This is a genomic window from Citrobacter sp. C6_1 (genome assembly GCF_014596835.2).
In the GTDB taxonomy this organism is placed as follows: domain Bacteria; phylum Pseudomonadota; class Gammaproteobacteria; order Enterobacterales; family Enterobacteriaceae; genus Citrobacter; species Citrobacter pasteurii.
The window spans coordinates 1,115,604-1,138,398 of record NZ_CP115031.1 but is presented as its reverse complement, the minus strand read 5'-3'; the positions used below and the strand labels follow the sequence as shown (position 1 = coordinate 1,138,398).

Sequence of the window (22,795 nt, the reverse complement as noted above, 5' to 3'; positions counted from 1 at the left end):
ATAAACAGATCAGGAGCAACCTCAACCTTTTAACAACGAGTCAGTGATCTTTATCATCAATTTTTATCTGGCCATTATGTTCAATAAAACAGTTACAAACACGCGTATCAAAACCAGTAGGCATAAGAGACATTTAATTTTAAGTATTGTATCTCTCTCTTCAATGTATATAATTGGAATGTAGCCGGGACGACCCGGTTAACATCAACACTTCGGGACGACCCGGCACGCAGGAGTTCTTATGGCCTGGTTGTACTTAATTCTGGCTGGTATTTTCGAAATTGTCTGGGCAGGAGCAATGAAGGAATCACAGGGATTTACACGTCTCATTCCCAGCATTGTTACTCTACTGTTCATGATCCTCAGTTTTGGTTTACTGGCTGTATCAATGAAAACTCTTCCTCTGGGTACGTCCTACACAATATGGGTCGGTATCGGCGCAGTCGGTGCCTTTATGCTGGGTATCACCCTCTTCGGTGAGGCGGTTAACCCGATGAGGTTGATTGCTGCCCTATTGATCATTGGGGGAGTGATCATGATGAAGTTCGCCACGAGATAATTTTCGCCTGCAGGAAAATATTGCTTTTTCCTGCAGTCTTCCCCTTTATAGCACATCCGTGATGACCAGAGATTAGTGTCCGGAGCTTGATGCGCACTGCCTTTCTGATAAAAATCTACGTGATGCTATGTCGTTACATTTAAAGTAACAGCGTTTTCAATAATTCCGGGAATGCCGGTTTTATTGTGGGCATAGTATTAAAATGAAAATATCTTCATATTTTATGCCAAGCATTACTGTTTATGAGGACTATGAGACCAAATAAGATGTTAAGTCTGTTCAGATTTTCGATTTAAAACAAACATTTTTGTTGACTGCAAGTTGTTAAATAAGAATACGCTACACTCGACATCATTTTATTAAACTGCCGGGAGGATACATCTCCAGCCCGGCAAAAATATGTCGTCAGGATGCGATCTTCATCATTATAAGACCAACCACAATTATTACTGCAGCCAGTATGCGCATTGGAGTGGCCGGTTCACCCAGAAAATACAAACCAGCACCAAATGAGCCCACCGCCCCTATCCCGGTCCAGATAGTATAGGCTGTTCCCAGAGGCAATGAGCGCATCGCTGCAGACAGCAAAGCAAAGCTCGCAATCATTCCAGTGATCGTCACTATTGTGTACAGCGGTCGGGTGAATCCTTCTGAAAGCTTCATGGCATATGCCCAAACCACTTCAAGTACACCTGCGCCAGCAAGCATTAACCAGGCCATATCTACAACTCCTATAACAGATCGGGTCGTCCCGTAAAAGCCCTATATGTAGCGGGTCGTCCCGCCACGGCTTGATTGTAATGAAATCCAGTTATATGCAGCGCCAGTACCTCTGCATATTCCCGTACGAAGAACATAGAGACTGTTAGGTCCGGGGATCACCATGATAACCAGCTCACCGGTCAGAAAGGTCCAGAAATTCAATACCCATAATCCTGGAGCATAAAGCCATCCCCTTATACAGCTCCTGAAATCTTTACCGTCTTCAGGAGCAGCCATACCTACCTGATAAAACCGGCAGAAAACGTTTTCTGCTGACTATCCGACGGGTTATTTTGTCAGTGATTATTTTTAAACGACAGCCGAATGCGGCCCGACAGGGAGATCACGAGAACTGCTGACAGGACACTCAGGCTTAATACGAGCGGCGCGTAGGTCCCCAATGTCATCATCTGGCCAGCTGCAGCGGTACCCAGTGAGCCAGCGGTGATCTTCATGGCTCCAACCCAGACGAAGACCTGGCCACGACAGGATGGTGGAGAATATTCGCAGCGCGCGGCGAGCGTTGCGGCAAAAAAAGCTGAATTGAGCATGCCAGTGATAAAAAAGCAGACAAAAACCGGAAAATAGCCACTGACCCAAAAAATGGAAAACAAGCCGCCGGCAGTCAACCATCCTGTGCTCAGCATCAGCCCGTCGGGTTCTCCTCTCAGTGGAATAATCATTAGGAAGACTGATCCTGCCAGATTACCCGCTCCATAGGCTACAGTCAGGAAAGCGGCTGTAGCAGAAGTGACACCCAGAACCTCTGACATATTTACAGCAACAACCGGCAGGACTGCGACAGCAAACGCGACAGCCATCGTCAGAAAAAGCGTCCAGCGCAGATGAATGTGCCTGATCATCAAACCCACCGTTGCAATGGCACCGGTAACTTCTACAGGCTTTCCGGATTGTGTGACCGGCGAAAGTGGAAGACGCATGATAAAAAAAGCTGCAATAACAGTACCCACAGCAAGAAGGTAAAAAGCAGCGGAAGGAGAAGCCCAGGCGGAGATGGCGGCAACAGCAGAGGGACCCAGTGTGCCACCGAAACCGTAGGTCGCCACGTCAAGACCCTGAGCCCGGCGCTGACTTTTCTGCTCCGACCCTGCAATGGCAGGCAGAAAAGTGCTGATCCCACCAGTGAAAAGAGGACCACAGAGTCCTGCAGCGACCAGAAGTAATACAGTCAGAAGTACAGGGACGTGGCCGAAAGTCGCTGTCAGTAACCCTATGAGGGCGGCATAAGCCAGACAGGCAGTTGCAATTACCCTGCGCCCGTCGATGGCTGTATCGATCCTGCGGGCAATGAACGGTCCAAGCATATGTGGGAGGGTAATGCAGGCTGCCATCCACCCCGTAACCGAGAAATACTGTTCAGATGACTGGCACAGTAAAATCACGGCCAGCACCCCGCCCCCATCTGCAATGCGTGCCAGCATCGCTGCACAGGCATAGCGAAAAAGGCCTGCCTTAACAGGAGCGTTTGTACACCGTAGGGTTGTCATGAGGATTATTGCCCGGTCATTTTTCAGAAAGACCGGCAGAATGCCAGTCCTGTGGGTGGGTTACTTCAGCTCAAGCTCAGTTATCACATGGGCAATATCCGCGATATCGCCTGCTGACAAAGGCTGTAGAGGACGAGGCAAGCAATCCGTATCAGTCAGCCCAAGCACGCCAGCAGCTGCAGCAATAACGCGAATACTACCGCCATGTTTACGGAATAACGCCCACAACGGTTCCAGCCGGGTTGTCAGTTCGGTTACACAGGCATGATCCCTTGTTGCTGCTGCCTCAGTGATCTGTTTTGCTGTTTCCGGGAACAAACCGCCGCACACTGAGTACCAGACCTCACAGCCTGCATTTAATCCCAGTCCGGCATAAGCATCGCCACTAATACCGATCGTCACTCCCGGGTGAAGATATCTGCGTAGCGCAGCCACCCTCTCAGTGGCCGCAGCCAGATTATTAGGGACACCAGGAATCTTAACTGAACGAACGCCTTCGAGTGATGACAGAAGACCATGGAGTTCATCTGTAAAGGTAAAATGCGTGGTGCCCGGATTATCATAGACACATACAGGGACAGACACATGCCGGGTCACCGTCTCAAAAAGTGCAAAGACCTCTTCATCACGGAGTGATTGATAGCTGACCGCCGGAAGCAACAGGGCATCCGCGCCCGCTGCCTGTGCATCATCTGCCAGATACAGGATGGCATCGGTACTGACCGCCCCCACACACACCATCACAGGAATATCTCCAGCAAGCTGTTTCGCCAGAGTAGCAATACGATTTCGCTGTTCCCGGGTCAGATACGCATAACTTCCTGTTGATCCCAGAATGCCCATCGAATCAACACAGGCCGCCGTAAGGCGGGCCAGAATCTTACTGAACCCCTGTTCGTCGACGCCGCTGGCGGTGATTGGGGTTAACGGGAATGCAGACAATCCGGTGAACATTGTGTTTCTCCTGAATGATATTACTGTCATTGCTCTTCGATGAGAGCCACTTCAAACCACAGACCGGGCATCATTTGTTCAAGGCCGTCAGTCAGCTTCCTCCCGGCTTCATGAAGCTTCTCGAGGGGCATTTGTGGCAGGCTTTCCAGAATGAACCACATTTCTTGAGCATCCACACTTAAGCGGGTTCGGATCCCCTGTCGCCAGTTCCAGCGACGGCAGGTCACTCCAAGGTCATCACACCAGATAACTTCACCTTGTGGAGGATATTCAACGGCAGTCTCACCTTCTTTCACAGTATCAAAAGGTTCTGTACCTCTTGCCACAACCAGACGTGGTGAACCCTGATAGGCAGAGATATTCTCCCCGCCAACCGGAACGGCATACTGCAGACTGACAGCGTTGTACAAATCCACTACCGGGTCGAGCGCCGGCATTGTACCGTCGCGAAGAACGCGCTTACGTAAGGCATCTGCTGAGCAAGGAGTACGTTTTGGCTTGGCACCAAATCCCTTGAATGCTTCTGCCCAGGCCGACAGATGAGCCTCAGCCCAGTCGGGATTGCCAGCCAGAACAGCTTCACAGGCTTCTTTCAGAGCCATTTTTCCAACGTGAGGGTTAAGAACAGGCGCCGCCTGCACATAAATACTAAGAGCACGGAAACCGGGGGCGATGCCGTAAACTTCAGGAGCAATTGACGGAGATACTTTCGACACGAGATAATCCTGTAATGACCAATTTACTTCATGATATCGACCAATGACCAAAAAAGTCAATTTAGTGACCGAAGCCGGTTCAGATGTTAGTATCATTAACGAAGCTGTTTCGCACCGGATAAAGCAGTACCGCAAGCAAAAAAAATTATCTCTCGATGAGCTATCCAAACGAGCAAACATCAGTAAAGGCATGCTGGTAGAGATCGAGGGATGTAAGGCCAACCCCAGTATTGCGCTGCTGTGCCGTCTTGCTGCAGCCATGGGGGTATCCGTTGCGGATTTTGTTAACGTCAGTACAAAGCCAGATGTCCGCATCATTGCGAACACTGAGATCCCTGAGCTCTGGAAAGGAGAAAAAGGGGGAAGTGCCCGGCTTCTTGCAGGATCGGGAGGGCCGGACATGACTGAACTCTGGATGTGGGAAATGATGCCTGGGGAAAGATTTTCTTCGTCAGGGCATCCTTCCGGAACGCTGGAATTACTTTATGTACAGGCCGGTACGCTTACGCTGGGAGTAAAAGAGAGTTTTTTCCAGGTGAGTTCCGGTTACTCCGCGATCGCCAGAACAGATGTCCCGCACTTTTATGAAAATCAGAGCGATGGCATCCTGAATTTCATCATGACCGTTAACGAAAAATCATCCTGAGGGGTGTCTGGCAGAATATGAATTTTACATAACCACATGGAGCACATGAACATGCATAAATCATCAGGCTTTTTCGTCACACTTATGGAACTCAAGAAATATCAGGAAATCGCTTTCTATGACCTGTTACTTTCTCCTGAATGCCATTCCCGGCCTGATGTTGTTCGTGTGGGAGCATACTGGCTCAACCACATTCATATCGTGGATAAGATTTTTAAGGCACATTTATGTGGAGAAAAGCATGGCCTTGACTCTACTGTCAGTGATGACATTCCCGAGCTGCAGGTGCTCAGGCAACAGGCTGTAAACAGCAACGACTGGCTTATTACCTATGCCAGATCTTTGAATTCAGACACAGCCGCTGAGAGACTGCAGTTCACTTTCACTGACGGGGACCCTGGCGACATGACACGTGGGGAGATCCTTCTGCATCTGCTCACACATGCCATTTACCATCTGAGCACCTGCAGTCCGTTACTGGAGAAAAACAGACTCCCAATCCCTCCCATGCTCCTGACCACCATGCTGAGTTCCTCTTATGAAGATACTCTTTGTGGCAATAAATAGCACCTAGGCTGACAGGTATCCTAAAGGAGGTGCCTTGTGCACACTCAACATCTGACTTTTAAAAAAGACGGCTATACAGTGACAACTGACCCTTCACTTTTCCGGACTGATGCCATACGCGATTATCTTTCGCAATCATCCTGGGCTCCCGGAATTGATGAGGAAACCGTCAGGCTATCCGTGTGTAACAGCCTGTGTTTCGGCTTACTAGACGGTTCGGATCAAATCGGATTTGCCCGGCTTGTCACTGACTATGCCACCTTTGGTTATCTCTGTGACGTGTACGTACTTGATAAGTACCAGAAGACCGGACTGGGCAGGTGGATGATTGAGTGCTGCCATGCGCACCCGGTTTTTTCACGCCTTCGGCGGATAATGTTGGTTACAGACAGTGCGCCGTGGCTATATCAGAAATTAGGGTTCAGTCCTCTGAACCAACCTGATTTTGTCTGGCAAATCAACCGACCGGACATCTACCGGAAATCTGGCCAGAGTGAGTGAAACCTGAACGTCCGATAATAAAATATTCAGTGATGTCTTACCGTCAGTCTGCACGGGAAGCCGTGCAGAAATCTGCCACCCGGGCGACTCTTATGCGAGAGTCGCTTTGCTTAATTTCGGCACTCACTTGCCCGACTTCGGCCTATTTGCGTTCTGCCCTAACCCGAGTGACCTGCTCCCCTTAAATTGACACAGAGAATTGTGTTGGCAAGGTCCGCTTCTGGCACTAAGCGGACGAGCTTAGTGAGCAGAAGATCTGCTGTGAGCGAGATATAGTCATTCGCTCCCTGAGAATTACACTTTGAAGTGATTCAGGGTATGCGCTTACTGGTTACGAATATTGAGCGAGAATCACGAGATGACCGCCGCTTTTCTTTCGAGCCAGTAGGTGCTCTGATACTACCCACATAATGTGTACGCGGCTCTAAGCGAGGTTCTGACTTTCAAACTGTTTCGGGCTGAGACTGATCTTACCTGCGAATATTGGACACGCGACTAAGAGAGTAGACTCTTTGCCAGCATGCCGAAAATACTCCCTTTTGATAGGAACTATTGTCCCTGAAAATCAACTATCGATCAGAGCAGCAGAGAAAGCAGGCCGTAAATATTTTCTCAGATATGAATTTCTTAGCTTTATTGGTACACCTATGAACAATAGTTTTATTCGAATTAAAAGTTATACCTGAGCACAGAATAAATGAGATGATATAATCCAGCTTTTCACCTCACTCTAACAATCACAATATGGATAGAGTTGAAGAAATTCTTTATTGATGGAACACTTTTACTGAAAAACCTTCCTGCTATATAAAATTTCGAATAAATGCTGCCCTGCTCTCTAGATAGCATATACCCCAATTTATACCCCTATCAACGCCTGATATTTTCAGCCACCCACTGACAATCATGTAATTTCCGCCACAAACAAACAAATTTATTAATGATAAATAAAAAACAGCACTTTTTGAAAAAATTACATTCTCTATATAAAACATCGAATTAAATTGATTAAATAAAAAGAAAACGCTTTCTTATTTTTAATCATTAAAAATAAATTTGATTTTTATTTAATTAATAATATATATTCATTTCATTCAAACAATAAAGGAGAATGAAAATGAAAAAACAAAATTACCCAACACTAACAAACTATCTTGCTAAAACAAAAAAGAATGCAGATCTCTACAGATTATATAACCCACAATTTTCTGTATTTAGCAAAACAGCCAATGAAAAACAGGATTTTTATTTTTGCTACTTCTCCAGACATATGATTACTCAGAGAAATATCTTAACCCTCTTTTCTATTCATACCTTTCTCTCTTACAACATAAGCAAGAAAGAGACAATTAAATCATTTGTTCATTTTCTCAGAAACGCGAACCATGACGCCTTCAACAATGCATTCCAGTTTCGCGGGTGCAATATCATTTATCAAAACAAGAAAAGAGAAGTTAAAGAGATCTCATGGTTTTCATTCTCTCGGATCTATGACGATATCGTCAAAATCAAAGAGTATAGTGCTAACAATGAAATTTATAACAAATTCGCAGCTTAATAAAGGAGAATAGCCATGACAATGTATACAATAGATAATTTGTTTTGCAGTTGGACCAGAGAGAACGTCCATGATTGTATCAAAGCAGGAATCGACATTAATTCATTAAATGAAGATGGTCGTAATGCTCTTTTCTTTTGTAATCATGTGGACGCTGTAAAAGCAATGATTGAAGCAGGCATAGAAATAAACCTCACAGACCGTTATGGTAATAACGCACTGTTCTGTAACACTAACCCCAAAATTCTGGAATTGTTAATCCATTCAGGCATTAATATTCAGCATAAGAATAATAAAGGTCAATCCTGCCTTCACACGAAGCGCAATGATATAAAGTGCGCGGAGATCCTTTTTAACTCAGGAGTAGATATTCACAGTATCGATAATAAAGGCCAGACCATTCTGTATAATCTCTACTTCGAGGATATTTTTGATTACTGGATAAAAAAAGGCTGTAATATTAATCACACTGATCATAATGGTAAATCAGTACTCGATTTGTCTGTGGACAATGGAAAGTGGCATTACAAATCAAACGTCGGTGCTCTTATCCGTCATATAGATAAAATCGATAGCACACCTGTTTTAATCAGACATATCACCTATAACTCTTTAGAGCTTATTAAATTCCTCAAACAAAATGGTGTTAATTTCATGCTTGCAGAGCATTGTACAGTTGAATTATATGTTAAAGACATGAGATCAATCTTTAACGAAATAAAACAACATATCGAAATAAAGCACACACAGTTTTATAATTGTCGCAATGAGCATATTGGTATCTACACCGGCATAGAGAGAGTGAAATGGTTTATCCGAAATGGTATCCGAATGGACGACGATATACTCAGACAGCGTTCTGACTCCGATAAGATTTTTTCTTATATCGCAGGAAGAGAGAAAAAAGATCTGTTAAAAGAAATGAAGCCAGAGATCCCCCGTGCGCCTGTGCGAAAAAGACTCTAAAATTCAGAAGTGAACACCCTTCTTCTAAGTCTGAAAGGTTTTATTTCATGATAACTCAGTTTATAAGTCCTCTTGGGTATACTATTTGTTAAATGGTATACCTTTCTTAATCCAGCTAATTAAAATATTTACCCCACAACAACTTGACTTATTCACCTCATCAGTTATCTGTAGTAATAAACATGCAATAAAAGGATAACTATGAACAGTGACATGAGTAATGATGATGATATAACCAGAGTATCAAAACGCGGTAAATTCCATACTGACAAACTTCCTGATAATGAAATACGAACTCACTGCATCAGTGTCAGATTAAATGAGGAAGAGTTAATTATTCTCGACAGTAAGAGAGGCCAGTATAAAAAAGGAGAATGGCTTAGAATGGCATCTCTGAATAAACTCCCACCGGTTCTGCCTGAAATTAATCGTGAAGCATGGGTTAAACTCGGCAACCTTTCGCAGGATTTAAACCACCTGCTGAACCATCTCGACAGCAAAAGCCCTGACAGCGAACTGACCCGTACAGAACTCTTTGCCCTGCGCAGACAAATAAAAACTCTTCGCGATCACCTTATTCCTACAACCTTTCTGGAGTCAGACCGATGAAAGGCATGCAGAAAATAAAAAGGGGTAAACAATTCGCTGGTGTGATTCTCTACAGCCTGAAGTCAGGTTCTCACCACAAAATCACGCCTTATGTTATCGGTGGCAACATGACGGGCAGCGCTGCTGCAGAGCTTATAAATGAATTTGAAGGCACCCGACTGCTGCGTCCCGATGTCGCCAAACCTGTCTGGCATAATTCGCTTCGCCTGCCAAAGGGTGAGAATCTGTCAAACAGACAGTGGGCAGCATTCGCTGACGATTATATGGCCCGAATGGGCTTCACTGACACCCATCTTCGCTGCTATATCATGCACGATGATCCGGATGGGCAGCATATTCATATCATTGCAAGTCGTATTAACATGGTCGGTGGAAAACTCTACCTGGGGAAAAATGAAAATCTTATCAGCACGCGGATTATCAGTGAGCTGGAGAGAGTACACGGTCTCACCGAAACTACGAGTGTAACGGGTAGTCACCGCCAGGATAATAGGAAGCCTTCCCGTAATGAACTGATGATGGCAGAACGCACAGCAGCTCCCTGCCCTAAGTCACAGTTGCAGGCCCTTATCGGCAATGCATTAACCCCCCGTCCCGATTTACTAACTTTTGTTCGCTTACTGGAACAGGAAGGAGTGAGCTGCAAACCCAATATCGCCACAACGGGTAAAATGAATGGATTTTCATTTCAGTACCAGGGTATCGCCTTTAAAGCCTCTCAATTGGGTAAAAAATATGGCTGGTCTTCCCTGCAAGCACTGATTGATTTTACGCCGGAGCATCTGACTTTACTAAAAGAAGCGCAGAAGCCAACAGAACCTACAACTGTGCCAGTGCCAGTGCCAGTGCCAGTGCCAGTGCCAGTGCCAGTGCCAGTGCCAGTGCCAGTGCCAGTGCCAGTGCCATCATGCGCCCCTGAAGAACGGGTTGCAAACCGGGAAACGATTCTGGAGAAAATCCTTCAACTTGAAAAAAAAATTCGTCTGGAAAGACAACAGGAAACAGTGGGTGTCATTCAACTCAGGAGCAAACTGCATAATACAGCTCGTAAGATACCCCGCCAGCGTCGTCTGCATTCGTGGCTTGTATTGCTCGGCCATATTGTGGCACTTCTCAGGCGCAGGGGCATGTCTCTGCTACATGCCACTGCACATCCTTTCCACCAAATCCTGCACCTGCATCTTCTGACACCCTGTCATTCCATGACAACAAATCCCATTAAAGAACAATTAGTTAAAACTAACCCCCATCCTGCACCATAAGTTAATTAGTCCATACTTTAGTGATAGTCAATAAAATATTGATCGTTTATATAGATCGATAATCTAGTTATAATAGGCGCAGACTATCAACTAAGATCCATCGATCGGTACAAGCAATTTTACTAAAGCGGATCATTCATCGAAAATGTTCAAAAATACATCACCTTAAATCAGGCCACGGAGTCATGATGGATAATAAAACGATTAGCTGCCCCTTCTGCTTTACACAAAGCCCGCACGGCGTGCGGATTTGCAAAGGTTGCCATGCAAAAGTGGCCTATGGTGAAAGTCCGCTCAGTGTGGCATTCCTGTTTCAATTCGTGGCATTCGGTCTCGCCTGGTTAGTATTTTCATTGACCGGCAGCACTCCTGTCTCAGTCATTACATTTTTTGCCAGCGTCATTATTCTTATCTGCATAATTAAAAAGAAATATGCAGACAGAGTTGTTTTTATACGGTGATATTAATTTCACACCACCGCAAACATAAAAAATTAATATGAGAGAACTTATGAACAGATTCATGATTTCTGTGTTTTTTATTTCTTCTTTACTTATTTCTGGCTGTTCATCATCAGGCAACCAGCATCTAAAAAAAGAAACATCACAAAGTCTGCAGTCGAAAATCATCAAAAATAAAACAACGAAATCAGAAATCATTACCGCATTCGGTCAGCCCGAAACCAAAACTACACTTGATAGTGGCAATGAAGAATGGACTTACTCGATGGACAACAATCAGTTTGATGCCACCACATTCATTCCCGTGATTGGACTGCTGACAGGGGGTTCACAGACGCAGGCCAAAACGCTGGAAATCGAATTTAAAGGCGAAACGGTCAGCAATTGGACGTTCTCTGAAAACAGCAGCAAGATGAAAACCGGTCTTATTCAATAACGTACTCTACAGTCTGGGATTATTTTATGAAAACATATGCATTTACCACACTCATTGCGTCCATTTTTTTGCTGAGTGGCTGTACCGGTGAACCGTCTGAGCAGGATATTTACACTGCGATGAATAAGGTCGTGGAGCAGACGAATTCCATCGTTAAATCCATAGCGAGAAACGATATCACGCCTGACATGCTGCGGACGTTAAAATCAGTCAAAAAACACGACTGCGAAAAACTATCGGATAAAAGCTATAAATGCAATGTAACAGCTGTTGTCGATAACGAAAAACGCACAGCGGCTGTCACGCTGGTCCAAACGGATGATGGCTGGCAGGTCGTTGATAAGTAAGGCCACAGTAAAACAATCCCGCCTGGCAGGACACCAAACCGGTGGCTCCTGCCTTTTTAATGCCCGGTAACGTCTTGCGGGAAACGACTGGTTTATGTCACTCAGCCATACTCAGCCTTGTCCGACGCATTTCCGCTGTCTCACAGCCTTTTCCTGACCACGGATCCTGGTGGTGTATAAGCCAGAGAACGTGCAATGCGTTTCTTTTCATACTGTGCCAGTAAATCAGCATAGATGTGCTCTGCTTCATCCAGATTGCCTGAAATATAATTCACGAGCGAATTCAGGCAATGCAGCAATGTGTTACTGTTTGCGAGTTGCCTGAGCAGAGGGGCCTTCAGGGTAGAAACGACTCCTATAAACATCTGCATGATATTATCAACGTGATAACACGAATTGCGATATTGCGCCCGTGAATAAAAATACTTCAGATGGTATCCAGCGAAAAGCACATAAAGTTTTCTGTAAAAATTATTGTTGTTAACACTGTCGCGGTGGTGTGTTATATACTTATCAACAACAAATATAAACTTTTCTTCCTGAGAAGAAACACAAACATTACTCATAACCCTCTCCTTTTTTGTTTTTATAATTAAGTACTATCAGCTTTAAAATTTAAATCAATACAAAATTGAAAATATTTTATTTTAAAATGACAACTATTTATCCTGTTAATACTGGAAACAGCTTTCGCTGTTGCAATATTGAGCCCGATCGATTGCATTACCACTTTCTTTTTTCAAAAGCCAGGTAGTTTCCAGATTTCAGATAAAACCCCTTCAGGAATTTTTTTGAGAGAGTGCTACGCACCGGCTCACGCCCCGACGACAGATATATGTAGATTATTTTTACCCGTCAGATGAAAACCCAACGTTTAATCCCCCTTGCAGCGCCGCTGAGTGCCCACAGCACTCACTCGCTGAAGCAGAAAGGATTTTTCCGAAGGGGTTCCGGCGTAAGCCGTATTAAGTTAACGGGTAAATCATGTAGTCGGGTCCACTCTTTCGCTAAACTCAGCAGTCTGAATCTCTGCGCGAAGCGTATTTTTGCAGAGAGCTAAACCCGACTGTCCGAACTCCTGCGCGAAGCGTATTTGTACTGAGAGCTAAACCCAACTGTCTGAACTCCTGCGCGAAGCGTATTTCTACTGACAGTTAAACACTATAGCAATGTTCTGAAGCCCAGTGGCGCAACACACAGGTGCGCAGGCTTCACTTAAGGAATAATATTACGAAGGAAAATCAGCAATGGCAGTGTTTATCAAACTGTGTACAATGGAATTTTGTGTCAGTCTAAAGCTAAATTTCGGTTTCTTGTTTCTTTAGCACTCTTTTATCTTGCAAATTCAAAAATAAAATTAATCAATTACATTAACAAGTTAAGATAGAATATTGGTTGTATCTTTCAGAACCCAAAATTATTAATGACATAACAGGTGATGGTGAAATTTAGCACCCCTCGTAATAACTCTGACAACCCTTAATATTCCACTAAAAAAAATAATCACAGCGCAATAAATATAATATTTTTTAAATTTTCATTACTAATAGCATTGACAAACAAATTTAATATGCCATATCTGTTATCACAATAATAAAAAAGGAACCATTATGTCAAACACAAGTGTTATGTTAACTAAAGAACAAAAAGCAATTATTGCAGAAGCATTAGATGTTATGCCCGAAGATCTGGAAGAAATAAAAGTTAAAGCAAGTGCCTGTAAAAAGACATCCTTTCGTGACGATTTTTCGATGGTCTTTAAAGATAATACGGCCACACTCGCCCGAATGGATTTGACACCAACGGCATTCAGAATTGTTCTTTATCTTTTCTCAGCCATTGATTATGGAAATATTATCCCTGACTTTTCACAGTCACGTACCGCCAGAGAGTTAGGACTGAATAAATCAAATGTTTCACGTGCATTCAGAGAATTATTTGAGAGGAAAATACTGATCCGTAATGCTGAAGATGGTCAGGTTTACCTGAATTCTAATTTATGCGTAAAAGGCATTCCTCATCGTTTCAATGAAGATCTGATGGATAAATTCAGTAAATCCAGACTTGAGACTGAAGATTTTGCCACTTCATTCAACTTTTATCGCGCAGGACGCAAAACAAAGCCTGTAAAAAAATCCAGAAACAGATATCCAACTGACGGCATTCCCTTTTAAAAGACATAACAGCGCGGTGATTTTACGCCCCACACCAGTGAAAAACTTAACAAAATAAAAGATATCTTTATGAAGCAAAGACTCCCTGCTTACCTTTACCAGAATAAATTATCAGATGAACAACGCAATCTGAACAATACTGCTCACAATGTGTTTTGGCTTCTCACATTAATCGCTTCATACACACCAGATAAAAACACTGTTTACCTGAACTTTCACCGTGCAACATCCATCACACAGCAGGAAGAGATACATATTACGCCAGCCCGATTTTATCGGGCCATCGATAAACTGATTGATACGAATGTTATTATACCTACTGAGTTTAAATACCAGTATCGTTTAAACCCTGTATTTTTCAGTTATCTTAAATAAAACAAAGGGCAGAGAATGAAAGTTCAGGATATTCCTATCCTGCAATGCTTGCTATAGCAAAACCACATGACCACTATCAAAAGCACATAATTTTTATATACCATTGCCAGTAGAATTAAAATAAGAAGGTACAGACTTGTGCTGTCTGTACCCATGATAATTTATTACAGACTTTACACCTTTTTACCTGCGTTATTCTTTCTGATAATATTTTTTTCATTGACAAGGTGCTCAATACACATTCGTACTTCATCATTAATGGTAACATCTGTAGCACCCTCCACCAGTATAGAACACAACAAATAAAGAAGGACGTGCTCAAACTCTATCTCTTCGACTGGATCTACATAATTACGATAGGTTTCAATAGCCTCATACAAGCTATCCGGTGAAGTCACAAATGCACATACAAAATCTTTATCTTCCGGTACTCTGATTGAATTATTCATTTTAAATCTCCTGTACTTATTAATCTATAATGTCACGGTAAAAATGCGATTATAATTTCCACCAATGACTATTGTTATTACTTCTTAATACCAAAGCCTGACCTAATACTACTTGTAAAATATCAGGCGGCCCTCTGCTCATTGTTGAATAGCACCATTTATTTTTACACACCAAATTTAATACACTCATCATTAACCCCGTAATCAGGCTGCATTTTTACGTGAACGCTCAATTGCAGATGCGATCCATTCATCAATTTCGCTTTCGACAAATGCAATTGCACGCGAACCAATTTTTATGGGTTGTGGAAATAAACCTTCGTTGATTAGACGATAAATCCAGGCCTTGCCATAGCCGGTTCTGTTCATAACTTCTGGCAAGCGAATTAGGCGGGTATTTTGATTTTTCATTTTGTTTTCCCTTTATCGTTGTGATGGGATCACTATACGAACAGTTGGGAAAAGAAAGGAGCGAGTTTCCTAACTGCAGGGTTACGGTCTGCCCTGCAGTAGTAGACTTCGGGAATTCGAGATCAGTTAGAATCAGAGAGTTTCATCACATCTGAAACTCTCATGTTTTTCAGGTGGGGATTTCGGTTCATGAAAAAATTGAACTGCCTAATGAAGTCTATCGTTGCAGCTTTCATCGCAAGCGGACGATCTGAGTCTTTAATGTGATACCCTAAACGGGTAGTTGTTTCTTCATCTTCATCAGTATAAAGAAGCCGGGAGAGGCGATCATCTGAGATTCTTAGTTCTTTCCTTTTTGCCCAAAGTAAGATGTCCAGCATCGCAACCAACCTGTAATTTATGATTTTTTTAATGGTTCCATAGCCGAAACGAACGATACCGGTTTCATTAACTTCCACTCCTTTTACCGATCTCCATTGTGGCAGGGCCGCTTTTATCGATTCAGCTATTTCATCGTCAGTACCACTACCAAGATCGATTTCAAGCAACACCGTTTTCTCACATAAGGGGGACAAGAGTTGTGACACATAAGCTTCGTGATGAGGCGCATTAACACAATATTCATCGTTTCCTTCCTCCCAAGTGAAAAGATTCACACTAAGGGCCATCACACTAAGTTCAGCAAGCCTGGTGATATCCGTGATAAAAATGTGTGGAGGACTGTAGAGAGTATCGTTAACTGTTGGATAATCGAGTTGCTTCCCTTTGAAAAGATGGGGGTTCCCACTGAAAATTTCAGTCATGTACACCCATAGCCCTTTCTTTTCTTCGTCAGTAGGCCCTGGCTTGTACAGAAGCGCTCTTGCCCAAAGTTCGTGATACAAGGCATTTAAACTGATGTCTTCGAGCTTGCGATAGTTATCTATGTCAAGCCAAGCTTTGATTTCTTTAGTATGCTCTGGTGTCCAGTTTTTCAAAATTCAAATCTCCTGCCTTCTTAAAGATTTAAGTCATACGAATAGAGTTCAGTTAGTTTGAAAAAACTACCGTATTCACTAATCGATGAAAAGCAGTTCCTGCTTGCACGTTAACCTAGCCAGAAGGAAGTTGAACTGAGAAATTTGTTATCTTTTGATGCAACTTGCCAGGGTCTACGTCCTGTCAGGAGAGAAGAGGCAGAGATATGGCCCGACTACGCCCTGCCTCTTACTTTACTCTGGGCGTATCTTGTCGTTGTTCTCGACCTGTTTGCCAGAAAACCCGGTGGGTGGCAATGAAATTCAATTCGCACCTGACAGCAAACTTACCATCAGAGCACTGGAAATGGCTTGGGAGCGCCAGGGGTCAACAAGGGGTAAAAAGTGATCCACATACCTCCACCACCGACATTCTAATGTAAATCCACCTTGTTTACTCAGGATTAGCTTCAGCGACAACCCCGGCTTTCCGTTTTTGCTTCAGTCGATAGCCTTCTTCTTTTTATTTGTACGATGTGTGTGATGTAAAATCCGGTTCAATATTGCCGATATAATGGTAGCATCTCCCACGAAGGTTTGGTCCTATAGTCCGGACGGTAGGTTACAGGCGTAAATTTACTGCAGGTGTTTCTGATGTATCCACGGGTGGTTTGTTGAAATTTTTATTCCGCACATCATGAACACCTTTCCCCAGTTGTTGCATTTCACAGAATTTCTGATATCTAATGACTTAAACATTTTTTCATGGGGGTGTTTATGGACTTAGTCATGTCCTTATTACAAAAGGGATTATTAGAAAAGGCATTAGACCTTGCCATTTCTGAATCATTCTTCAATGCAACGTCGCCTGATGGTATAAAGAATGCTTTAAAAGTTGGCTATGATATTAATGCTGTTCATAATAACGGTGACAATGCCCTTTTTAGCTGCAGAACCCTGGAAGCCATGGATTGCCTGCTAAGTTATGGAATTAATATACACCATATCAACGGACATGGGCAAAATGCGCTCTTTCATCAAAAAAATCCAGAAATACTGAGGAAACTGATTGGACTGGGTTTAGACACCTCGCATACGGATACTAATGGCTACACATGCATTTTTGAACATTACAGGAATGCTGAAGGACTGACAGAATTAATTAATGCTGGTTGTGATATAAATCACATCGATAAAAAAGGAAGAAATATTCTCTTCTTGCCCCTCTCCCCGGAAGTTTTATCCGTAGCAATAGATGCTGGATGCAATGTCAATCAAATTGATCATTCAGGGAAAGGGTTTATTGACAATGTATATGATTATGAATTACATGATATCATTCTCTCGCATATTGATAGATTTGACAGAAGAACGCTGCATGTAGATTTTTGTAATCTCGACTCAGCCTTTTTTTTGTATTACCTTTCTGAACATGGATTCAAAATAGAACTTAATAAAGACCATTTCACCATTAACAGTTACATTGGTGATTATAAAGAAATCTTATCCATACTTGATTTCATCAGTGAAATTCATGATATTCACTTCTATAAATACAAAGGCGGTCCTCTCTATAAGGATATCGACAAGCGAATTGTAAAGTGGATGATAAGAAATAAGCTCTTGGTTGATTTATCAAAAATAAATAAACACAAGGATTACGAAGAAATTAATTCATACAAAATCCGTCGCGAACAGAAAGAAATCTCCAAGCATTTAAAACCTGCTAAAAGTATATCTGTAACAGTTAAAAATGGCGGAAGATTGTGAGAGCTTATATGTGTGATTTATTCGAATTGTTTCAATATACTGCCTCAACATGAACAAAGAAATTCAGCATTAACTATATTGGGAATTACTCTATGAAACGTATGGTGCTAAGGGTCTGACGCCTCTGCCTGGTGATGTGGAAGCAGCAGGCAATTTGAAAATATCTGCTCGTTGTTTAGTGAACTTGTCAATCATTATTTCGTCATTAGATCAGGACTTCGAAGAGCGGGTTGTAGCTAGGCTTGTCGAGTTAGCGAAGACCAGACAGGTCATAATATTCACACACCGCCTTTCGCTTGTTTCCATCATTGATGCTGTAATTAAAAAGCACAGTGAGAATCCGGCTAATGAGAAAATTAACCATACCGTGCAGTCGCTTAGACGATTAGATAAAATTTCGGGAATCTTGGCGCAACACAGCTTGCGGGATGCCAAGCCTGAAAAGTCGCTTAATATGATTAGGGATCATGTCATCCCTAAGCTCAAAAAGCATCAAGCCGATGCAGATGCCGATGTTTATGATCTTACGGCAAAAAGTGCATGCAGTGATTTTCGGATAATCTTGGAACGAATAGTAAATTTGTCCTTTTAAATGATGTGATTGTCCGGTTCAGACGTGATGTCAATACTAAAGGGAAGCTGCGGGGTATCACCAAGGTAATAGCAGAAGACTGTGATCTTATTGACGCGCTGATGACCAAGTATTCAGTTTACGAGCACTCTCAATCCGATGAGCTGCCTCTGGTTCCGGTTGAACTCGATGAATTCGAAAAAGATGTATTGGAGCTCATTGCATGGATAAATGAGTTTAAAACTCGAATCGGCTGAAGTTAAAATTGCGAGCGGCCTCGCAGCCATGGGCCGCTATTCGCTCACAACGGATCTTATAACTTTGCTTTCTGTCCGCTCCGTGCCAGGAACGGACATAGAAAACACGATGTTAAAAGATTAGGCGCATCTATCCGATCGTATTCATTGGACGTAATGATCGTACTAAGCCGATCTCAAAGGAAAGCATTAATCAGGTAATTGGGCTATTAGGATAAAAAGGAAGGCTGACGGGGCATGGTTTTCGTCACACAATGAGCACCATTCTGCACGTAGAAGGATACAACTCTGCATGGATCGAAACACTGCTTGCACATGTGGATAAGAACGCTATTCACGGGGCTTACAATCATGCACAATATTTGGAAGGGAGACAACAGATGATGCAGTGGTATAGTGATTACATAGATAGCTTGTCTAGAAATAAACTTCCGCAATTTTTTCTTCAAAAAAGGCTGTATGAACAATAAGTCTTGTTGATGCATACAAAGGTTTATTGTCGATAGCAAGAGGAGCGTCACAATCATGAATGTACAGGAAACCAAATTTTCATCTAAAGAATTTCTAAGGCGCCGTCGCCCTGAAAAATTTTCTGATTCAACAATCAGAGAGACTGGTACTTTAGATAGAGTTGTACTGGAACACTTCCTCTCTACTCTAAATACAAGAAATCAAGAATTACAATTCGAAGATTTTGCAAAAAAAATATGTGAAAAAATAATTTGCCCTAATCTCCTGGAACAGACTGGTCCTGTAGCAGGGGGGGATGGTAAAACTGACACACAAACATTCCCTGTTTCGGAACAGAATAAGCTTCTTTGGTTCGAAGGTGTTAATGAAGCATCAAATAAAGAACGTTGGGCCTTTGCGGTAAGTACACGTAAAGACTGGAAGAAAAAATGTCATGAAGATGTACTTAAGATAAAAGAAACAGAGCGTGGGTATACTAAAGTATTTTGCGTAACGAATCAATCTGCAAAGTCCAATATTCGTTCAGAGGTTGAGGATACACTAAAAACAAAAACTGGAATAGATGTCCGTATATTAGACATTAATTGGCTATTAGATCAAATTTACAAAAACCATTTTGAGCAATTGGTCATTGATTCATTGTCAGTTCCAACACAATATAAAAGAGAAATTATTTTTGGAGAAAATGATTATAAGAAACATAAAAAATATGAAGAATTAACCGAGTATATTAGAGAGGAAATAAACCCTGCTGAAATTTCATATGAACAAGTGGATATAGTTTTAGAAATTGCAGAGTTAAGCGCTGAACTTGAGAAACCTCTAATTGAAACACAAGGTCTATTTGAAAGAGCTATAAAAATCTCAAAAAAATTCGGGACTAATCAACAATTGCTAGATGCGTATTATCAATACGCCTGGAAGTCCCATTTTTGGATGGAAGATTTTAATCTCTTCGAAGAAAATCTTCAATTAGCGTATGAAAGTATAGCATCATCAACTAATTCCTCAAAATGGGAAAAAGTTTTAAATTTAGTAACCGTTCATAAAAGTTATATTAGACTTAACAACGCAACATCTACAATCGACATTGAGAATATTGAACGTAACATGCTCGCCAAACTAGATGAGATAGCTGACGATGATTCACGTCCCAGTAATGCGCTAACAGCGAGAACTCACAAAGCCATTTATAAATTGACAACGTTTTCAGATGTAGAAGATGCTTCGGTTGTATTTGAAGAGTTACATGAAATTTTTAAAAATAGTGGGAATTTAATAGGCTATCCTTTTGAGAAAAACTTCCAACTTTTGAACGAACTAGATGACATTTTTTTCGATGTAGATGCATATGAAAATTTATTAGACTATATGACTGAGCAATCTGCTGTTAGAGGTGGTGAAGTTAAAGGGGCATTATTAAATCTACGAAGAGGTATAAAGAGGCTTCAAAATGGTCACCCTTATCAGGCAATCAAGTATTTAGGAAAATCTTTTATTCCACTCTATAAAGAGGAATCACGAGATAAATTTATATTAGCATTAAAAGCTATTGCTTATGCTTACGAATCCATTGGATTGCTATGGAGTTCACGTTCATGCTTGCTTCTATCCGCTTCTTTGATTACAGATAACTTCTGGAAGTATGATGAGATATCATTAAAGCAGGCTGAGATTTATTATAGTTTATGCCTAACAGAAATAAAACTAGGGAAATTAGCACATGCCATTTTATGGTATGAACTGTTTTTAATAATTAACGAGAATATCAGTGATAGCTCGTTCGGCGATAAAGAAAATCAGCAAGTCGATTTTTACATAAGTCAACTCATTTTGAACACTGACCTAAAGGGAATAAATCGACAGAGTAATATCCCCGATGAACTCGATAGATTAGGCCTTTTTGTATCATCGGGATGTCTTAAATATGCTTTAGGTTATATTGAAGATTTTGAACGTGAGTACGAAGTTACTGCCGATAAAGATCATAATGATTTCTTGCAAAAAATACGTGACTTTGATGCAGGATTTAATAGTAAGGGCATAAAAGATAACCATGACAAACGAGGAGTACATACATCTTTTATTTTTGGATGCACCATAGAAATTAACTTTCCGAATCGGTCACCATTTATAGAATTTTCAACTAATGTCTTATCACTTTTAGAGGGTGCTTTTGCAACCTGTACGATTGACAACATCCATCTTAAAGAAGCATTTTTAATTATTGAAGTAATAGCAGATGACGATGATGACTTATCCTTATCACATGAAATAAATAGCAATAGTGGAAAACTAAATCTTACAATAAATTGCGCTGGTTTTGATGCAAGTGATTTTAGAATCGAGGCTCAACAAAAAATCACAAATGAATTCAAGAAATTAGTATTTGATCTTCTCCCTGAATTATTTTTTATAAAAAATACAGAATACATTGAAAAAATGATCTTCGAAGATGCTGCATTCGACAGAGCAATTAGTTTTGGTGCCTGTATCAAATCTATTGAAAATGTTCTTGGAAATGATATTGATCAACAAATTAAGAAAATTTATTCCACCAGTGCTGAAAAGAAAACTTATCCTCTTTTAAGAGATAAATCCTGGGATAGTGAATTTCCGAAAGTGTTGGAGATCGAGGATATAAAAGCTCCAACACCTGGTAAAGGAAGAATGCCTGAAGAGGAACTTAATCCCGAAAATATAACACATAAAGATTATTCCATACAAAGTCTAATCAAACCTCGTCTATGGGATAGAACACGCTGGCAAGGAGTAGGCTTCGCTCAATTTAAATCGTGTTATCCAGGGTTATATCTATTATTTAAACACCCCGATATAGGTGAGGATATTTTCAAAGATCTTATATCATCAGTAGGCTTGGTAGATAGTAAAGCCAGATTACGGGTTTGTATTGTCAAGGGTATTTCAGTTAAAAACCCAACTCATTATAGAGTACTAATATCTGAAAATATGATGACAACTCCGTTAACTAAAAGAATGACAATGATCAGTAGAATTAATACGATGACTCCTGATAGCAATGTCAATTTAGAAAGGTTTTTTGCTGCATATCAGGCTTGTGGAAAATTCTATCTTGGATGTGATGCGATGTTAAAAAATATTGTTCCTGAGCATCCACAAAGAGATAGTTTAGGGATAGAAATGAGTACGTTAGATGTTAGGTGGGCTTGGGAAATTGGGTTAAATGATGTTGATTGCATTGGGGTTAATTTAAAAGAAGATGACCCCTATATTCCTAGTGATGTAGCTGAGATCCCATTATTGCAATTGATAAACAGTAAATAAAATGTTTGCCAAGAATACCGCCTCTTAAGGGGGCGGGTTCTAAACAAATCTTTAGCCTCTTCACTAATGCTATTAGTGTTATTGCTTTCACAATAAATTACTGACCTACTCCCCATTGCTTAACACGCATCGAAGTAAGTATGCATTCCGAGGTTTCGCTCCTCGCTCATAGCAGACCTCGCCTCCGCTACGTGCCAAAAGCG

General features: G+C 41.7%; 24 protein-coding genes and 2 pseudogenes. 17 read left to right on the top strand and 9 right to left on the bottom strand.

What is annotated here, in order from left to right; genetic code table 11:
• Positions 1-241: 241 nt before the first annotated feature.
• Entirely contained in the window at positions 242-559 is a 318-nt protein-coding gene (locus tag IB196_RS05600; protein ID WP_188232370.1) for a multidrug efflux SMR transporter, read from the top strand.
• A 405-nt stretch (positions 560-964) separates the two neighbouring features.
• Here IB196_RS05600 and IB196_RS05595 read toward each other — a convergent pair whose 3' ends face one another.
• The 4 genes from IB196_RS05595 to IB196_RS05580 all read right to left on the bottom strand — a co-directional run bounded on the left by IB196_RS05595 (position 965) and on the right by IB196_RS05580 (position 4,499).
• Complete coding sequence (locus IB196_RS05595; protein WP_188232371.1) at positions 965-1,279, bottom strand: multidrug efflux SMR transporter; 315 nt, start codon at positions 1,277-1,279, stop codon at positions 965-967.
• 338 nt (positions 1,280-1,617) lie between these two features.
• Positions 1,618-2,763: an MFS transporter gene (locus tag IB196_RS05590; protein WP_223237012.1), complete on the bottom strand. Its 1,146-nt coding sequence runs from the start codon at positions 2,761-2,763 to the stop codon at positions 1,618-1,620.
• A 126-nt stretch (positions 2,764-2,889) separates the two neighbouring features.
• On the bottom strand, positions 2,890-3,783 hold the full coding sequence (locus IB196_RS05585) for a dihydrodipicolinate synthase family protein (protein ID WP_188232373.1): 894 nt from the start codon (positions 3,781-3,783) through the stop codon (positions 2,890-2,892).
• 26 nt (positions 3,784-3,809) lie between these two features.
• Positions 3,810-4,499: a B3/4 domain-containing protein gene (locus tag IB196_RS05580; protein ID WP_188232374.1), complete on the bottom strand. Its 690-nt coding sequence runs from the start codon at positions 4,497-4,499 to the stop codon at positions 3,810-3,812.
• 43 nt (positions 4,500-4,542) lie between these two features.
• On the opposite strand from IB196_RS05580, the gene IB196_RS05575 reads away from it, so the two are divergent.
• From IB196_RS05575 to IB196_RS05530, 10 genes are all read left to right on the top strand, one after another.
• The gene (locus tag IB196_RS05575) at positions 4,543-5,145 is read left to right on the top strand and encodes a helix-turn-helix transcriptional regulator (RefSeq protein WP_188232375.1); all 603 of its coding nucleotides are present in this window, start codon (positions 4,543-4,545) and stop codon (positions 5,143-5,145) included.
• A gap of 51 nt (positions 5,146-5,196) precedes the next feature.
• Complete coding sequence (locus IB196_RS05570) at positions 5,197-5,712, top strand: DinB family protein (RefSeq protein ID WP_348936030.1); 516 nt, start codon at positions 5,197-5,199, stop codon at positions 5,710-5,712.
• A gap of 36 nt (positions 5,713-5,748) precedes the next feature.
• Positions 5,749-6,213, top strand: a complete 465-nt coding sequence (locus IB196_RS05565) for a GNAT family N-acetyltransferase (RefSeq protein ID WP_188232377.1) — start codon at positions 5,749-5,751, stop codon at positions 6,211-6,213.
• 1,117 nt (positions 6,214-7,330) lie between these two features.
• A complete protein-coding gene (locus IB196_RS05560; protein ID WP_188232378.1) occupies positions 7,331-7,771 on the top strand; it encodes a hypothetical protein in 441 nt (146 codons plus the stop codon).
• Positions 7,772-7,786: 15 nt separating this feature from the next.
• Positions 7,787-8,737 carry an ankyrin repeat domain-containing protein gene (locus IB196_RS05555; protein ID WP_188232379.1) on the top strand — a complete coding sequence of 317 codons (951 nt, stop codon included), beginning with the start codon at positions 7,787-7,789 and terminating at the stop codon, positions 8,735-8,737.
• A 201-nt stretch (positions 8,738-8,938) separates the two neighbouring features.
• Positions 8,939-9,346, top strand: a complete 408-nt coding sequence (locus tag IB196_RS05550) for an ATP-binding protein (RefSeq protein ID WP_188232380.1) — start codon at positions 8,939-8,941, stop codon at positions 9,344-9,346.
• Positions 9,343-10,608, top strand: a complete 1,266-nt coding sequence (locus tag IB196_RS05545) for a relaxase/mobilization nuclease domain-containing protein (RefSeq protein WP_188232381.1) — start codon at positions 9,343-9,345, stop codon at positions 10,606-10,608. Before IB196_RS05550 ends, IB196_RS05545 begins: the two co-directional genes overlap by 4 nt.
• Positions 10,609-10,796: 188 nt before the next feature.
• Positions 10,797-11,069: a hypothetical protein gene (locus IB196_RS05540; RefSeq protein ID WP_072010564.1), complete on the top strand. Its 273-nt coding sequence runs from the start codon at positions 10,797-10,799 to the stop codon at positions 11,067-11,069.
• Positions 11,070-11,118: 49 nt separating this feature from the next.
• Positions 11,119-11,505, top strand: coding sequence for a hypothetical protein (locus tag IB196_RS05535; RefSeq protein ID WP_188232382.1), 387 nt, complete (start codon positions 11,119-11,121; stop codon positions 11,503-11,505).
• Between the two features lie 26 nt (positions 11,506-11,531).
• On the top strand, positions 11,532-11,852 hold the full coding sequence (locus IB196_RS05530) for a cell wall-binding protein (protein WP_188232383.1): 321 nt from the start codon (positions 11,532-11,534) through the stop codon (positions 11,850-11,852).
• A gap of 140 nt (positions 11,853-11,992) precedes the next feature.
• Here IB196_RS05530 and IB196_RS05525 read toward each other — a convergent pair whose 3' ends face one another.
• Complete coding sequence (locus tag IB196_RS05525) at positions 11,993-12,418, bottom strand: hypothetical protein (RefSeq protein ID WP_188232384.1); 426 nt, start codon at positions 12,416-12,418, stop codon at positions 11,993-11,995.
• 1,044 nt (positions 12,419-13,462) lie between these two features.
• Between IB196_RS05525 and IB196_RS05520 the strand changes: the two genes are divergently transcribed.
• Together IB196_RS05520 and IB196_RS05515 are read left to right on the top strand one after the other, a co-directional pair.
• Positions 13,463-14,026 (top strand): helix-turn-helix domain-containing protein, encoded by a 564-nt coding sequence (locus IB196_RS05520; protein ID WP_045889379.1) that lies wholly within the window; start codon positions 13,463-13,465, stop codon positions 14,024-14,026.
• Between the two features lie 69 nt (positions 14,027-14,095).
• Complete coding sequence (locus IB196_RS05515) at positions 14,096-14,401, top strand: hypothetical protein (RefSeq protein ID WP_045281734.1); 306 nt, start codon at positions 14,096-14,098, stop codon at positions 14,399-14,401.
• A 173-nt stretch (positions 14,402-14,574) separates the two neighbouring features.
• On the opposite strand, the gene IB196_RS05510 is transcribed toward IB196_RS05515, so the two are convergent.
• From IB196_RS05510 to IB196_RS05495, 4 genes and pseudogenes are all read right to left on the bottom strand, one after another.
• Complete coding sequence (locus IB196_RS05510; protein ID WP_001065761.1) at positions 14,575-14,850, bottom strand: hypothetical protein; 276 nt, start codon at positions 14,848-14,850, stop codon at positions 14,575-14,577.
• A 204-nt stretch (positions 14,851-15,054) separates the two neighbouring features.
• Positions 15,055-15,261 (bottom strand): AlpA family transcriptional regulator, encoded by a 207-nt coding sequence (locus tag IB196_RS05505; protein WP_045281733.1) that lies wholly within the window; start codon positions 15,259-15,261, stop codon positions 15,055-15,057.
• A 122-nt stretch (positions 15,262-15,383) separates the two neighbouring features.
• On the bottom strand, positions 15,384-16,238 hold the full coding sequence (locus tag IB196_RS05500; RefSeq protein WP_045281732.1) for a DUF6387 family protein: 855 nt from the start codon (positions 16,236-16,238) through the stop codon (positions 15,384-15,386).
• A 433-nt stretch (positions 16,239-16,671) separates the two neighbouring features.
• A pseudogene (locus IB196_RS05495) lies at positions 16,672-16,841 on the bottom strand (ATP-binding protein); the annotation flags it as partial.
• Positions 16,842-17,006: 165 nt separating this feature from the next.
• Here IB196_RS05495 and IB196_RS05490 point away from each other — a divergent pair.
• From IB196_RS05490 to IB196_RS05475, 4 genes and pseudogenes are all read left to right on the top strand, one after another.
• Positions 17,007-17,987, top strand: a complete 981-nt coding sequence (locus IB196_RS05490) for an ankyrin repeat domain-containing protein (protein ID WP_223240158.1) — start codon at positions 17,007-17,009, stop codon at positions 17,985-17,987.
• A 136-nt stretch (positions 17,988-18,123) separates the two neighbouring features.
• On the top strand, positions 18,124-18,579 hold the full coding sequence (locus IB196_RS05485; RefSeq protein WP_223237014.1) for a hypothetical protein: 456 nt from the start codon (positions 18,124-18,126) through the stop codon (positions 18,577-18,579).
• A gap of 367 nt (positions 18,580-18,946) precedes the next feature.
• A pseudogene (locus tag IB196_RS05480) lies at positions 18,947-19,285 on the top strand (tyrosine-type recombinase/integrase); the annotation flags it as partial.
• A gap of 55 nt (positions 19,286-19,340) precedes the next feature.
• Complete coding sequence (locus IB196_RS05475; protein WP_188232386.1) at positions 19,341-22,592, top strand: hypothetical protein; 3,252 nt, start codon at positions 19,341-19,343, stop codon at positions 22,590-22,592.
• Positions 22,593-22,795: the final 203 nt, after the last annotated feature.

Excerpts from the sequence above, each read along its gene's own strand:
- IB196_RS05600 (WP_188232370.1), top strand. The coding sequence starts at position 242 with ATGGCCTGGTTGTACTTAATTCTGGCTGGTATTTTCGAAATTGTCTGG.
- IB196_RS05595 (WP_188232371.1), bottom strand. The coding sequence starts at position 1,279 with ATGGCCTGGTTAATGCTTGCTGGCGCAGGTGTACTTGAAGTGGTTTGG.
- IB196_RS05590 (WP_223237012.1), bottom strand. The coding sequence starts at position 2,763 with ATGCTGGCACGCATTGCAGATGGGGGCGGGGTGCTGGCCGTGATTTTA.
- IB196_RS05585 (WP_188232373.1), bottom strand. The coding sequence starts at position 3,783 with ATGTTCACCGGATTGTCTGCATTCCCGTTAACCCCAATCACCGCCAGC.
- IB196_RS05575 (WP_188232375.1), top strand. The coding sequence starts at position 4,543 with ATGACCAAAAAAGTCAATTTAGTGACCGAAGCCGGTTCAGATGTTAGT.
- IB196_RS05570 (WP_348936030.1), top strand. The coding sequence starts at position 5,197 with ATGCATAAATCATCAGGCTTTTTCGTCACACTTATGGAACTCAAGAAA.
- IB196_RS05560 (WP_188232378.1), top strand. The coding sequence starts at position 7,331 with ATGAAAAAACAAAATTACCCAACACTAACAAACTATCTTGCTAAAACA.
- IB196_RS05555 (WP_188232379.1), top strand. The coding sequence starts at position 7,787 with ATGACAATGTATACAATAGATAATTTGTTTTGCAGTTGGACCAGAGAG.
- IB196_RS05550 (WP_188232380.1), top strand. The coding sequence starts at position 8,939 with ATGAACAGTGACATGAGTAATGATGATGATATAACCAGAGTATCAAAA.
- IB196_RS05545 (WP_188232381.1), top strand. The coding sequence starts at position 9,343 with ATGAAAGGCATGCAGAAAATAAAAAGGGGTAAACAATTCGCTGGTGTG.
- IB196_RS05540 (WP_072010564.1), top strand. The coding sequence starts at position 10,797 with ATGGATAATAAAACGATTAGCTGCCCCTTCTGCTTTACACAAAGCCCG.
- IB196_RS05535 (WP_188232382.1), top strand. The coding sequence starts at position 11,119 with ATGAACAGATTCATGATTTCTGTGTTTTTTATTTCTTCTTTACTTATT.
- IB196_RS05530 (WP_188232383.1), top strand. The coding sequence starts at position 11,532 with ATGAAAACATATGCATTTACCACACTCATTGCGTCCATTTTTTTGCTG.
- IB196_RS05525 (WP_188232384.1), bottom strand. The coding sequence starts at position 12,418 with ATGAGTAATGTTTGTGTTTCTTCTCAGGAAGAAAAGTTTATATTTGTT.
- IB196_RS05520 (WP_045889379.1), top strand. The coding sequence starts at position 13,463 with ATGTCAAACACAAGTGTTATGTTAACTAAAGAACAAAAAGCAATTATT.
- IB196_RS05515 (WP_045281734.1), top strand. The coding sequence starts at position 14,096 with ATGAAGCAAAGACTCCCTGCTTACCTTTACCAGAATAAATTATCAGAT.
- IB196_RS05510 (WP_001065761.1), bottom strand. The coding sequence starts at position 14,850 with ATGAATAATTCAATCAGAGTACCGGAAGATAAAGATTTTGTATGTGCA.
- IB196_RS05505 (WP_045281733.1), bottom strand. The coding sequence starts at position 15,261 with ATGAAAAATCAAAATACCCGCCTAATTCGCTTGCCAGAAGTTATGAAC.
- IB196_RS05490 (WP_223240158.1), top strand. The coding sequence starts at position 17,007 with ATGTCCTTATTACAAAAGGGATTATTAGAAAAGGCATTAGACCTTGCC.
- IB196_RS05475 (WP_188232386.1), top strand. The coding sequence starts at position 19,341 with ATGAATGTACAGGAAACCAAATTTTCATCTAAAGAATTTCTAAGGCGC.